The organism is Aeromicrobium phragmitis, assembly GCF_003674095.1.
GTDB lineage: Bacteria > Actinomycetota > Actinomycetes > Propionibacteriales > Nocardioidaceae > Aeromicrobium > Aeromicrobium phragmitis.
In genome coordinates this window covers 273,788-286,783 of record NZ_RDBF01000002.1, presented here as the reverse complement: position 1 = coordinate 286,783, position 12,996 = coordinate 273,788, and the positions used below count along the sequence as shown (strand labels likewise).

Sequence of the window (12,996 nt, the reverse complement as noted above, 5' to 3'; positions counted from 1 at the left end):
GTTACTTGACCTCGCTCCGGGCGATGCGACGCAGACCCACGGCCGCCGGGACCGCGATCCAGAGCACCAGGGTGACGACGAACCGCACCCACTCCAGGGCGCCGACGTCGACGCTCTCGCCCATCATCCCCTGGCCGGTCATCAGCGGCACGGCCGCGTAGTTCATGTCGACCCAGGGAATGAGGTCACGAGCCCAGTCGAAGACGCCGTACAAGATGGAGTACACCATCTGCGGCAGGATCAGGGCGACCGCGTAGAACACCACGACGGCGACCGGGGTGCTGAGGAACAGCATCGCGAGCGCGAACGCCATGGCGAAGAACGCCAGCTGCAGCCCGATGGTCCACAGCAGGTCCGAGACGTCGAGGTTCCAGATCGGGTCGTAGCCGCCCACCGAAGCCGCGAGCAGATTGCCGAGCGCGCCGAAGATCAGCGCGACGACGATCGTCGCGAGCGCGAGTGCGAGCACAGCGACCAGCTTGGCGGCGACCACGCGCAGTCGTCGCGGTTCCAGCGTGAAGGAGACCAGGTGCGTGCGCTGGCCCCATTCACCGGTGACGGTCGTGATGGCGAAGACCGGCAGCAGGATCGACAGCGGGATCACCATGGCATCGCTGAAGCCCTTTGCACCGATCGTGAGGTCCTCATTCAGGCCGATCACCAACAAGATGATGCCCATCGTCAGCGCCAACAGCAGGCCGGTGACGATCAGGAGCCAGCGGCCGGCGCGGGTGTCCAGCATCTTGCGGATCTCGACCTTGGACAACCGTCCGAAGGGGACGCCGGGTCGATCGGTATCGATCGCGATGGGAGTAGAGGTGCTCATGCCGAAGCTCCTTGGATCGTGGTGTTCTCGCGTTGCGTGTCGGAGGTGAGTTGCAGGAACATCTCCTCCAGACCGGCGCCGTCGGCGGGACGCAGCTCGGTGAGGACGACGTCCGTGCCGGCCACGACGCGACCGACGGCAGCGGGATCGGCATCGGCTTGCAGGCCGCCGTTGGCGGCCGGGGTGGCGGCGATGCCGGCCCCGCTGAGCACCGCCGCGAGCCGCTGCTCGTCGACAGCCTTGACCAACGTGCCGGCGCCGGCCAGCAGCTCATCCTTGGAGCCCTCCGCGACGATCCGTCCCTGGCCGATCACGATGAGTTCGTCGGCGATGATCTGCACCTCGTGCAGCAGGTGGGACGACAGCAACACCGTGCCCCCGCGATCGGCGTAGGTGCGCAGCAGACTGCGCATCCAGTGGATACCGGCCGGATCCAGCCCGTTGGCCGGCTCGTCGAGGATGAGGATCTTGGGGTCGCCGAGCAGCGCATGAGCGATCCCGAGCCGTTGGCGCATCCCGAGCGAGTAGTCGCGGAGCCGTCGTTTGGACTCGCTCGGGGTGAGGGCCACCAGCTCGAGCATCTCATCGACCCGCGAGGAGCTCAGGCCCATGGTCTGCGCGCCGATGGCCAGGATCTCTCGACCCGTGCGGCCCGCGTGCTGGGCGGAGGCGTCGAGCAGCACTCCGACTTGGGTGCCCGGATTGGGGATGTCGTGGTAGCGGACGCCCCCGATCGTGGCACTGCCCGAATCGGCCGGGGTCAACCCCGCGATGATGCGCATCGTCGTGGACTTGCCCGCGCCGTTGGGGCCGAGGAAGCCGGTGACCTGCCCTGGTCGGCAGACAAAGGAGACGTCGTCCACGGCCCGGTACTGCCCGTAGGTCTTCGTCAGGTTTTCAACCGTGATCATGCCTCCATCGTGGCCGAGCCGATCGGCCGGGCGCATCGGACCCGAGGATGAGAAGCCTGGCCGAAGGTCGTAGGAATCGGCCGTCGCAGAACTCCTACGCTGGACGTCGTGCAGATGACTCCTCCGCCGCCGCTGACCCTCTGGGGCGAGGTCTGGCGCTATGCACTCGTCATCGTGATCAGCGCGGCCAGCATCGTCGCTCGTTACACCGAACTGCCGAGCTACCCGGACTGGCTGCTCGCCCTCGACATCGTCGTGGGACTCGCGAGCCTCGTCGCGCTGCACTGGCGCCGCCGCTATCCGATGACCGTCGCGCTCGTGCTGACCGTGGTCTCCGTCGTCTGCATCAGCGTGGCCGGTCCGTCGCTGCTCGCCTTCGTCTCGGTGGCGACCCGGAGGCGCTGGCGCGAGATCATCCCGCTGAGCCTCGTCACGATCGCGGCGGGACTCATCGTGAGCGAGTTCGACCCTGCCCTGCGCGATCCTCTGCTCCTCTCCCTCGCCTCCAACATCGGGTTGACCGCGCTCGTCGTCGTGTGGGGCATGTACGTCGGATCGCGACGGGAGCTGCTGCGGACGCTGATGGACCGGGCGGAGACCGCCGAATCGGAGCAGGCCGCTCGCGTGGCTCAGGCGCGCACGGCAGAGCGTGCCCGGATCGCCCGCGAAATGCACGACGTCCTGGCGCACCGCATCTCGATGGTGTCGCTGCACGCCGGCGCTCTCGCCTACCGAACCGATCTCACGACCGAGGAGATCCGCCGCAGCGCCGAGATCATCCAATCGAGCTCGCACGAGGCGCTGGTCGAACTACGCGAGGTGCTCGGGGTGCTCCGCGACGACTCCGGCGATGCCGCGCCGGAGCTGCCGCAGCCGTCGGCTCGCGACATCGCGGAGCTCATCGCGGAAGCACGCGCCGCCGGCATGCTCATCGACGACACGATCGAGGCCGATTTGGACGCGCTGCCCGTCAGCACCGGACGCACCGCCTATCGGGTGATCCAGGAGTCCCTCACGAACGCCCGCAAGCACGCGCCCCACACCGCGGTGACCGTCGGTGTCGAAGGCAGCCCGGGCGCGGGCATCGACATGGCCATCAGCAATCCGCTGCCGCTCGGAGGGCCGCAGAACGGCACGCCCGGAGCCGGTCTCGGGCTCGTCGGACTGGCTGAGCGGGTGCATCTGGCCGGTGGTGAGTTCGGCCACCGGCTCACTCCCGAGGGACGGTTCGAGATCCGCGCCCGGCTACCGTGGCCCGTATGACCGCCTCGATCCGCGTCGCCATCGTCGACGACGACCCGCTCGTGCGAGCGGGGTTGAGCATGGTCCTGGGCGGTGCTCCCGACGTCGAGGTCGTCGCCGAGGCGGGCGACGGCGCAGCCGCGCTCTCGGTCGCCCCGGCTGCCGATGTCGTGCTGATGGACATCCGCATGCCGGTCATGGACGGCCTGGCAGCGACCGAACGACTGCTGGCCGTCGACCCGGCGCCCCACGTCATCGTGCTCACGACCTTCGACGCCGACGACCACGTCATGCGTGCCCTCGCCGCCGGTGCGAGCGGCTTCCTGCTGAAGGACACTCCGCCCCCGCAGATCGTGGAAGCCATCCGCAAAGTCGCGGCCGGCGAGCCCACCCTCTCCCCCAGCGTGACCGGTCAGCTGATCCGTCACGTCACGACGGGCGGCATCGGCGCGGACGACCGCCGCGCGATCGAACAGCTCACCGAGCGCGAGCGCGAGGTCGCGCTGTCGGTGGCGCGAGGAGCGTCGAACGCCGAGATCGCCGCGCAGCTGTTCATGAGCGTGGCCACCGTCAAGGTCCACTTGGGCCACGTCTTCACCAAGCTCGGCGTCACCAACCGCGTCCAGGTCGCCATCCGGATGCACGACGCGGGGCTCGTCTGACGGCCGTCAGGTGAGCGTCCCGCCGTCCAACAGTGCGGAGATGACCTCGCCGTAGCGCTGCGTCATGCGATCGGCGTACCCCTCCGGGTCCGTGAGGGGCGCGCAGGCCGGCTCCACCCGGCCTGCGCGCAGCACGAGCGCGAGATCGTACGTCTCGCCCGGCGTGCTGACCGTCGCCGGACTCCCGGCGACGCGGAAGCGGGCGTCGGGGTCGGGTTCTGCGCCCAGCCGGACGACGGCAAGCACCGACAAGACCCAGGTTCGGCGTTCCGGCACGTCCACGTGCACGGGCGTGCCGCGGACGACGCCGAGATCGCGCAGGCCGCCGGCCAGCGATGCCGACTCGTGGAGGAGCTGCGCGTACGACAGCGTGCCCTCGTCCGTCACGAGAGCCGGGTCGTCGGCGCGGCCTTCGACGACGTGGCGGTCGAGGATGCGGAAGGCGAGGCTCGGCATGGGTCAGCGCCCCTGGAAGACGGGAGCGCGCTTCTCGGTGCGTGCTCGGGCGGCTTCCTTGACGTCCTCGCTCGCCCAGACGCGGGCGAACTCCGCCTCGATCGTCGCGTCGTCGGCGCCGGAACCGTTGAGCACCAGTTTGTTGTAGGCGAGCGTCAGGGGCGCGAGCGCGGCGATCTCGCGGGCCCACGCCAGCGCGTCGTCCAGCGTTCCGGGCCGGTCGACGAGACCACACGCCAGCGCCGCGTCACGATCGAGCGAGTCGGCGGCGAGCATCAGCCGTCGAGCCGGTCCCATGCCGGCCAGCTTTCCGAGCGTCCGGATGGTCCACGCGTCGACGGCCATACCGTTCTTGGCGGTCGGGACGGCGAAACGGGCCGTCGCATCGGCGACGCGCAAGTCGCAGGCGATGGCCAGCTGCGTGCCGGCGCCGATCGCGGCCCCGTTCACCGCGGCGATGATCGGGATGGGCAGCCGCGTCAGTCCGTGCAGCATGCCGTAGAGGGCCTCGAGGAACTCGTCACCGTAGACGCCGCCCAGATCAGCACCGGCACAGAACGCCGTGCCCTCGCCGGTGACGACCAGCGCTCGCGCTCCGTCCGCGACCGCCTCGTGGGCGGCCGCGTCGATCGCGCGGCACAAAGCGAGGTCGAGGGCGTTGCGTCGATCGGGGCGGCGCAACGTGAGCACGGCGACATCGCCGTCCCGGGAGGTGTCGAGGATCGCATCGGAGGCCATGGCGACACCGTAGCGAGTGACGTCGGCTCCGGCGCTGCGGGTCCGCGCGGTCGGCCTCAGGCGTCGGCGGCAGCGAGCTGGCCGCAGGCCCCGTCGATGTCGGATCCCCGGGTGTCGCGCACCGTGGTGGGGATGCCCTTGGCGACGAGGCGGCGCACGAACTCGCGCTCGTCCTCCGGACGCGAGGCGGTCCACTTGGAACCGGGCGTCGGGTTGAGCGGAATGAGATTCACGTGCACCCAGCCCCAGTCGCCGTAGGAGTTGAGCACGTCGGCGAGCATGTCCGCGCGCCACGCCTGATCGTTGATGTCGCGCATCATCGCGTACTCGATCGAGACGCGGCGCTTGGTGGTGCGGGCGTACTCCCAGGCCGCCTCCACGGTCTCCGCGACCGAGAAGCGGGTGTTGATCGGGACGAGTTCGTTGCGCAGCTCGTCGTCGGGCGCGTGCAGCGAGAGTGCCAGGGTGACGGGGATGCCCTCGCCGGCCAGCTGGCGCATACGCGGCACGAGACCGACGGTGCTGACGGTGATGTTGCGGGCGGACATGCCGAGCCCGTCGGGCGCCGGCGCGACCATCCGCCGCACCGCCCCGATGACCGCCTTGTAGTTGGCCATCGGCTCTCCCATGCCCATGAACACCACGTTGGACAAACGTCCGGGGCCGCCCGGTACGAGCCCGCGCGCCATCGCGGCGGCGCCGTCGACGACCTGGTCGATGATCTCCGCGGTGCTCATGTTGCGCTGCAGGCCGCCCTGACCGGTGGCACAGAACGGGCAGGCCATCCCGCACCCGGCCTGGCTCGACACGCAGATCGTGGCACGATCGGGATAGCGCATGAGCACCGACTCGACGAGCGCGCCGTCGAAGAGCCGCCACAGGGTCTTGCGGGTCGTACCGCCGTCGGCCTCCATCGTGCGGACGGAGGTGAGCAGCGGCGGAAGCAGCGACTCCACGATGCGGTCGCGGCTCGCCGCGGGCAGGTCGGTCATCTGGGCGGGATCGCGCTCGAGCCGACCGAAGTAGTGGGTGGCGACCTGCTTGACCCGGAAGGCGGGCTCGCCCATCGCCTCGGCGGCGGCCTTGCGTTCGGCGGCATCGAGGTCGGCGAGGTGCCGCGGCGGCTTGCCGCGCCCCTTGGGCGGCGTCAGCACGAGCGGGAGTGCTCGGGTCTGCTCGGTCATGGCGTCCATTCTCCCAGACGGCCCCTGAGTCGAACGAATCGTCAGGCGACCGGGACGAGGAGGTACAGCACCAGGTACGCCACCGGGGCAACCGCGATGAGCGAGTCGAGGCGGTCCATGACACCACCGTGACCGGGGAGGATGGTGCCCATGTCCTTCACGCCGATGTCGCGCTTGATGAGCGACTCGCACAGGTCGCCCACCGTGGCCATGATCACGGCCGCCGCGCCCAGGACGACACCGACCCACACCTCGCCGTGCAAGGCCAAGACGACCACCAGCGTGCTGAGGACGATGCCGGTGAGCATCGAGCCGGCGAAGCCCTCCCAGGACTTCTTCGGGGAGATGGTCGGCGCCATCGGATGTCTGCCGAAGAACACTCCGGCCGCGTAGCCCCCGATATCCGAGGCGATGGTGGCGACGATGAACGCGACGATCCGCCACGCCCCGTCGGGGTTGTCGAGCATGCGGACGACGAAGGAGCCCATGAGGAACAGATACGCGAGGCAGAACACGCCGCTCGTCGCGTCGCGGACGAAGCCGTCGGCCCCGCGCGGGAGCCGGTAGACGAGCGTCGCCAGCACCGTCAGGGCCAGGACGGCCGCTGCCGTCTCCATCTCGTCGAAATAGGCGACGCCGAGCATCACCAGACCGCCGACGAGCACCGGGGGCACCGGCACCTTGATGCCGGCAGTGGACAGTGCCTTGCTCAACTCGAGCACCGCGACCGTCAGCGCCAGCGCGACGACGAGGACGAAGACGTCCTTGACGAAGAACAGCGATGCCAGGACGACCGCGACGAGACCCACCCCGACGCCGATCGCCGCCGACAGGTCGCGCCCGGCCCGCCCGGAGGGCGGAACGGGCGCAGCCGGCTCAGATGTCAAGGAGCTCTGCTTCCTTCGCCTTGAGTGCCTCGTCCACTTGATCGACGTACTTCTTGGTGAGCGCGTCGAGGCGCTTCTCGGCGCCGACGTTCTCGTCCTTGCTGATCTCGGAGTCCTTCTCGGCCTTGTCGAGCGCCTGCTTGGCGCCTCGGCGGACGCCACGGATCGCGACGCGGCCCTCCTCGGCCTTCGCCCGAGCGAGCTTGATGTACTCCTTGCGGCGCTCCTCGGTCAGCTCCGGAAGCGTGACCCGCAGGACCTTGCCGTCGTCGGTCGGGTTGACCCCGAGATCGGAGTCGCGGATCGCCTTCTCGATCGCACCCTTGGCACCCTGGTCGTAGGGACTGATGATGACGGTACGCGCCTCGGGCACCTGGAATCCCGCGAGCTGCTGCAAGGGGGTCGGGGTGCCGTAGTAGTCGGCGGTGATCTGCGAGAACATCGACGGATGCGCACGTCCCGTACGGATCGCGGCGAACTCCTCGCGGGTGTGGGCGATGGCCTTCGTCATCTTCGACTCGGCATCACGCAGGGTCTGGTCGATCACGTCAATTGCTCCTTGTCGGGGGTCACGCGCAGGATCATCCCGCGTGGACGAGTGTTCCGATCTTCTCACCGCGCAGGGCGCGGGCGATGTTGCCGTCGCTCTCCATGCCGAAGACGATCATCGGCAGGCGGTTCTCCATGCACAGGGCGAAGGCTGCGGCATCGACGACCTTGAGACCGCGGGCCAGCGCTTCGTCGAACGTCAGCTGGTCGTATTTCTGGGCTTCGGGCGTCGTCCGCGGATCCGCGTCGTAGACGCCGTCGACACCGTTCTTGCTCATCAGCACCGCATCGGCCTTGATCTCCAGCGCCCGCTGCGCCGAGACCGTGTCGGTGGAGAAGTAGGGCATCCCGGCCCCGGCACCGAAGATGACGACCCGGCCCTTCTCGAGGTGACGCATGGCGCGGCGCGGGATGTACGGCTCGGCGACCTGGGCCATCGTGATGGCGCTCTGCACGCGGGTCTCGACGCCGGTCTTCTCGATGAAGTCCTGCAGGGCGAGGGCGTTCATGACGGTGCCGAGCATGCCGATGTAGTCCGCTCGGGAGCGCTCCATGCCGCGCTGGCTCAGCTCGGCTCCACGGAAGAAGTTGCCGCCGCCGACGACGATGGCGACCTGGACGCCCTCCTGGACCGCCTCGGCCACCTGGACGGCGATGCCGCTCACGACGTCGGGATCGATGCCGATCTGTCCGCCGCCGAAAACCTCACCGGACAGCTTGAGCAACACGCGACGCGACATGACCACGAGCCTATCGGATCGCCTGACGGAACCACCGAGGTGGCGAGCAGGCCCGCGCCGTCATGGAGCACCGAATGCGAGCGCTAGTAGGCGATGGAGAAGACCCAGACCGCCAGTGACATGCTCACGATGGTGATGAGCGCGATGCCGATGAGGTTGAGCCAGACTCCACCGCGGATCATCTGACCGATCGTGACGTATCCCGAGCCGAACGCGATGGCGTTCGGTGGGGTGGCGACCGGCAGCATGAACGCGCACGTCGCCGCGAGCGCGACGGGGATCGCCAGGAACAGCGGGTCGATTCCGATCCCCAGCGCCACGCCTCCGGAGACCGGCAGGAAGGTCGCGGCGGTTGCCGTATTGCTGGTGAGTTCGGTCAGGGCCAGGACGCCCGCGGCCACGATGGCGATGAGCACCACGGCCGGCACGCCGCCCAGTGCCTCGGTTTGCTCGCCGATCCACTCGGTCAGCCCGCTGCCGGTGAACTGCTCGGACAACGCAAGGCCTCCGCCGAACAGCAGGAGCACGCCCCACGGCAATTGCACCGCCGAGCTCCAGTCGAGCAACCGGACCCCGGGCTTGGCACCCGCCGGCAGCAGGAACAACAGGACGGCCACCACCATCGCGATGCCGGCGTCACTGATCGGCGGCTCATCGAACACCAACGGCACGGTGACCCAGCTCGCGGCGGCGAGCACGAACACGCCGAGGACGCGCCACTCCCTCGACGACATGGGGCCGAGCTTCTCGAGTTCGTCGGTCATCATCTGCCTGCCGCCGGGGATCTCGTCGAACTCGGGCCGGAACAGCAGCTTGGTGATGACCACCCAGCAGATCACCAGGAACACCACCGCGAGAGGAAGACCGACAAGCATCCACTGCCCGAATCCGATCTGCAGGTCGTGCGCCGAGTCCATGTACCCGACGAGCAACGTGTTGGGTGGTGTTCCGATGATCGTCGCGAGCGAGCCGATCGAGGCGGCGTAGGCGATGCCGAGCATGAGCGCGGTACCGAAGTCGGACCGCACGACCGCGTCGCGCACGTCCTCGTCGCTGGCCGTCTCGAGGTTGGCCACGAGAGTCAGCACCGAGACGCCGATCGGCAGCATCATCACGGCGGTCGCCGTGTTGGAGACCCACATGCTGATGAACGCCGTGGCGAGCATGAAGCCCGCCACGACCATCGCCGGGTTGGTTCCCATCGCCCGCACGGTGACCAGGGCGATGCGCCGGTGCAGATTCCACCGCTGCATCGCGAGCGCCAGCATGAAGCCGCCCATGAACAAGAAGATGATGTTGTTGCCGTAGGAGGCGCCGACGTCGTCGACCGTGACGTCATCGACCAGGATCGGGAAGACGATCAGCGGGACGAGAGCGGTCGCCGGGATCGGGATGGCCTCGGTCATCCACCACACGGCCATGAGAGCGGCCGTGCTCGCGGTGATCTTGCCGGCGAAGGAGAGGCCGTCCGGGAGGGCGGCGTAGACCAGCAAGGCGACGACGACACCGGCCAGCATCCCGCTCCACCGGATGCGACGTCGGCGGGACGGCACCTCGGCGGCCTGCGCCCCCGCCGCCTCGTCCCGCCCGTACCCCTTGTCGAAGACTTGCGAGCTGTTACTCACGGTGCCGCTCCTCCGTGTCGTGCTCTGTGTCACCACCACGTTAGGCGAGCACGCGCTGTCCTGCGCGCCGAGACGATCGGGAACGACGAACGCCCCGCGGGAGTCCCGCGGGGCGTTCGTTCGGACTGGCCTGGATCAGCCACCGACCTCGATGTGCGCGAAGCGCTTGACGGTCACGCCGGCCTCGTCGAGGACCTGCTTGACGGTCTTCTTGCTGTCGGTCACCGACGGCTGGTCGAGCAGCACGACCTCCTTGAAGAAGCCGTTGACGCGACCCTCGATGATCTTCGGCAGCGCCTGCTCGGGCTTGCCCTCCTCGCGCGCGGTGGCTTCGGCGATCTCGCGCTCCTTCTCCACGACATCGGCGGGCACCTCCTCGCGGGTGAGGAAGCGCGGACGCATCGCGGCGATCTGCATGGCGGCGCCGCGCGCGGCGTCGAGATCGTCGCCCTCGTACTGGACGAGGACGCCCACGGCCGGCGGCAGGTCGCTCGCCCGGCGGTGCATGTAGGTCGCGACCTGGCCGTCGAACGCGGCGACACGGCCGAGTTCGATCTTCTCGCCGATGACGCCGGCGAGGGCCGTGATCGTGTCTTCGACGGTCGTGCCGTCGTCGAGCGTCACGCTCTTGAACGCCTCGGCGTCGGCCGGCTTAGCGGCGTCGGCAGCAGCAGCAAGGCGGTCGGCGAGCTCGATGAACTGATCGTTCTTCGCCACGAAGTCGGTCTCGGAGTTGAGCTCGACGATCGCAGTTCCCGCGTTCGCGACGAGGCCTGCGGAGGCCTCGCGCTCGGCGCCCCGCTTGGCGGCCTTGGCCGCACCGCTGATGCGGAGCAGCTCGACGGCCTTGTCGAAGTCGCCGTCGGCCTCGGTCAGCGCCTTCTTGGCGTCCATCATTCCGGCGCCCGTGGCGTCCCGGAGCTTCTTGACGTCGGCAGCAGTGATTGCCATAGGTCTGTCTCGTTTCTGGATCGAATCAGATGGTCACTCGGCCGGCTTGTCGGCGCCGGGGGCGGCAGCCTCCGCGGTCTCAGCCGGCGTCGGGTCGGCGGTCTCGGCCTTGGCCTCCTCGATCGAGGACGCCTCGGCGGGCGCGTCGGCCTCGGCGGTGGACGGCGAGACCGGACCGGTCTGCGCAGCGTCCTTGCCCTCGAGCAGCTCGCGCTCCCAGTCGGCCAGCGGCTCCTCGGCGCCGAGCTCGCTGCCCGGGGTCTCCTCGCCGGACTTGGCACCGCCGCGGGCCATCAGGCCCTCGGCCACGGCGTCGGCGACGACACGCGTGAGCAGACCGACCGAACGGATGGCGTCGTCGTTGCCCGGGATCGGGTAGTCGACGTCATCGGGATCGCAGTTGGTGTCGAGGATCGCGACGACGGGGATGCCCAGCTTCTTGGCCTCGTCGACCGCGAGGTGCTCCTTCTTGGTGTCGACGATCCACACGGCGTTGGGCGTGCGGTGCATGTCGCGGATACCACCCAGCGTGCGCGAGAGCTTGTCGTACTCGCGCTTCATCTGGAGGAGTTCCTTCTTCGTGCGGTTCGAGCCCGCGACGTCGTCGAAATCGACCTCCTCGAGCTCCTTCATGCGCTGCAGACGCGCGCTGATGGTCGAGAAGTTGGTGAGCATGCCGCCCAGCCAGCGCTGGTTGATGTAGGGCATGCCGACCCGCTTGGCCTGCTCCTCGATCGGCTCCTGCGCCTGGCGCTTGGTGCCGACGAACAGGATCGTGCCGCCGCGAGCGACCGTGCTCTTGACGAAGTCGTACGCAGCGTCGATGTACGCGAGCGACTGCTGCAGGTCGATGATGTAGATGCCGTTGCGCTCGGTGAAGATGAAACGCTTCATCTTCGGGTTCCAGCGACGGGTCTGGTGTCCGAAATGCACGCCGCTCTCGAGCAGCTGACGCATGGTGACGACGGCCATGGCCGTATTCCTCTCTGCCTGGTTGACGGCACCGTCGAGCGACGATGCCCCTGGCGTCCGAACCGACACGAGCCACCCATCGGCTGATGGGACCAGGCCGTGCCCCGCATTCGGCGTGAGCGTCATACGGTGTCGGGCGCGCGAATTTCGCCTCGTTGGAGGCGATGCGGCAAGTCTAGCCGCCCGGTCCACGATGACGAAATCCACACGCCGCCGACCCGCGCCGGCTCTCCACAGGCTCGCGCACGACACTCGCGCTCGAGGCCCCCCGCGGCTGGACTGGCGTCATGGCTCTGGCTCCACGTCGCGCGTTCGCCGCCGCCGTCATCACTCTCCCACTCGCCCTGGTCCCCCACGACCGGCCCGCCCCCTGGGCGTGGCCGTTGCCGACCCAACGTGTGGAACGCGCGTTCGACGCCCCCCGCACCGAGTACGGGCCCGGCCACCGCGGAGTCGATCTCCCCGGCCGGCCGGGCGAGCTGGTACGCGCCGTCGACGCCGGCACGGTGACCTTCGCCGGGCAGGTGGGCGGTGTCATGACGGTGACCGTCGAACACGGCACCGAACGGTCCACCTATCAGCCGGTCGATCCGACCGTCTCGGTCGGCGACGCCGTGGACCGGGGCGCTCCGCTCGGCACGCTGCTGCCGCGTCATCCCTCGTGCGCGACCACGTGTCTGAACCTCGGGCGCCTGCGCGGCTCGGAGTATCTCGACCCGGCCGAGCGCCTCCGGTCAGGCGGCCGCTTCCGACTGATCTCTCCCGATGGCCCGCCCCCGGAACCACCCGGGTGGAACGGCTCCGGCCTGGTCAATCTGCTCGGCGGCCCGATCACCTCGGCGTTCGGCATGCGGGTCCATCCGGTCACCGGCGAGCGCAAGTTGCACGATGGCGTCGACATCGGAGCCGCGTGCGGCACACCCGTCCCGGCGCTGGCCGCCGGCCGAGTGAGCCGCTCGGAATACCGCGGCGCCTACGGCGAGCAGGTCGAGATCGTCCATGACGACGGCCGGGCGACGTCGTACAGCCACCTCAGCCGGCGCACGGCCAGAGTGGGCGACGAGGTCGCAGCGGGCGACATCGTCGGAGCGGTGGGGACGACCGGGCGGTCGACCGGCTGTCACCTGCACCTCATGCTGCTCGTCGACGGGAACCCCGTCGACCCGCTGACGGCTCGGGGCTAGTCCGCAGGGTCACCCCTCACGCGCGCGGCTCCGCCCCTCTATGGCTGGTTCTCCGCGGAGTCGCTCAAG

The 12,996-nt window shown here is 69.2% G+C and carries 14 protein-coding genes; 3 read left to right on the top strand and 11 right to left on the bottom strand.

Annotation, left to right across the window (positions count from 1 at the left end):
- Position 1 precedes the first annotated feature (1 nt).
- Complete coding sequence (locus D9V41_RS04245) at positions 2–826, bottom strand: ABC transporter permease (protein WP_121793279.1); 825 nt, start codon at positions 824–826, stop codon at positions 2–4.
- Complete coding sequence (locus D9V41_RS04240; RefSeq protein ID WP_121793381.1) at positions 823–1,737, bottom strand: ABC transporter ATP-binding protein; 915 nt, start codon at positions 1,735–1,737, stop codon at positions 823–825. The genes D9V41_RS04245 and D9V41_RS04240 overlap by 4 nt, the downstream gene beginning before the upstream one ends.
- A 114-nt stretch (positions 1,738–1,851) precedes the next feature.
- Here D9V41_RS04240 and D9V41_RS04235 point away from each other — a divergent pair, with 114 nt between their 5' ends.
- Entirely contained in the window at positions 1,852–3,000 is a 1,149-nt protein-coding gene (locus D9V41_RS04235) for a sensor histidine kinase (protein WP_208006743.1), read from the top strand.
- Complete coding sequence (locus D9V41_RS04230) at positions 2,997–3,641, top strand: response regulator (protein WP_121793277.1); 645 nt, start codon at positions 2,997–2,999, stop codon at positions 3,639–3,641. Before D9V41_RS04235 ends, D9V41_RS04230 begins: the two co-directional genes overlap by 4 nt.
- A 6-nt stretch (positions 3,642–3,647) precedes the next feature.
- On the opposite strand, the gene D9V41_RS04225 is transcribed toward D9V41_RS04230, so the two are convergent.
- From D9V41_RS04225 to rpsB, 9 genes are all read right to left on the bottom strand, one after another.
- The gene (locus D9V41_RS04225) at positions 3,648–4,097 is read right to left on the bottom strand and encodes an AMP-binding protein (protein WP_121793276.1); all 450 of its coding nucleotides are present in this window, start codon (positions 4,095–4,097) and stop codon (positions 3,648–3,650) included.
- Positions 4,098–4,100: 3 nt separating this feature from the next.
- Positions 4,101–4,835, bottom strand: a complete 735-nt coding sequence (locus tag D9V41_RS04220; RefSeq protein ID WP_208006732.1) for an enoyl-CoA hydratase — start codon at positions 4,833–4,835, stop codon at positions 4,101–4,103.
- Between the two features lie 56 nt (positions 4,836–4,891).
- Positions 4,892–6,019, bottom strand: a complete 1,128-nt coding sequence (rlmN, locus tag D9V41_RS04215) for a dual-specificity RNA methyltransferase RlmN (RefSeq protein ID WP_121793379.1) — start codon at positions 6,017–6,019, stop codon at positions 4,892–4,894.
- A 41-nt stretch (positions 6,020–6,060) separates the two neighbouring features.
- Positions 6,061–6,906, bottom strand: a complete 846-nt coding sequence (locus D9V41_RS04210) for a phosphatidate cytidylyltransferase (protein WP_121793275.1) — start codon at positions 6,904–6,906, stop codon at positions 6,061–6,063.
- Positions 6,896–7,450: a ribosome recycling factor gene (gene frr / locus D9V41_RS04205; protein ID WP_208006742.1), complete on the bottom strand. Its 555-nt coding sequence runs from the start codon at positions 7,448–7,450 to the stop codon at positions 6,896–6,898. Before frr ends, D9V41_RS04210 begins: the two co-directional genes overlap by 11 nt.
- A gap of 37 nt (positions 7,451–7,487) precedes the next feature.
- Positions 7,488–8,195 carry a UMP kinase gene (pyrH, locus tag D9V41_RS04200; protein WP_121793378.1) on the bottom strand — a complete coding sequence of 236 codons (708 nt, stop codon included), beginning with the start codon at positions 8,193–8,195 and terminating at the stop codon, positions 7,488–7,490.
- An 83-nt stretch (positions 8,196–8,278) separates the two neighbouring features.
- Positions 8,279–9,820 carry an SLC13 family permease gene (locus D9V41_RS04195; protein WP_208006731.1) on the bottom strand — a complete coding sequence of 514 codons (1,542 nt, stop codon included), beginning with the start codon at positions 9,818–9,820 and terminating at the stop codon, positions 8,279–8,281.
- Between the two features lie 135 nt (positions 9,821–9,955).
- Positions 9,956–10,771, bottom strand: a complete 816-nt coding sequence (tsf, locus tag D9V41_RS04190) for a translation elongation factor Ts (RefSeq protein WP_121793273.1) — start codon at positions 10,769–10,771, stop codon at positions 9,956–9,958.
- 33 nt (positions 10,772–10,804) lie between these two features.
- Positions 10,805–11,743, bottom strand: coding sequence for a 30S ribosomal protein S2 (gene rpsB, locus D9V41_RS04185; RefSeq protein WP_121793272.1), 939 nt, complete (start codon positions 11,741–11,743; stop codon positions 10,805–10,807).
- A gap of 287 nt (positions 11,744–12,030) precedes the next feature.
- Here rpsB and D9V41_RS04180 point away from each other — a divergent pair, with 287 nt between their 5' ends.
- Positions 12,031–12,927: a M23 family metallopeptidase gene (locus tag D9V41_RS04180; protein WP_121793271.1), complete on the top strand. Its 897-nt coding sequence runs from the start codon at positions 12,031–12,033 to the stop codon at positions 12,925–12,927.
- The last annotated feature ends 69 nt before the right edge of the window (positions 12,928–12,996 follow it).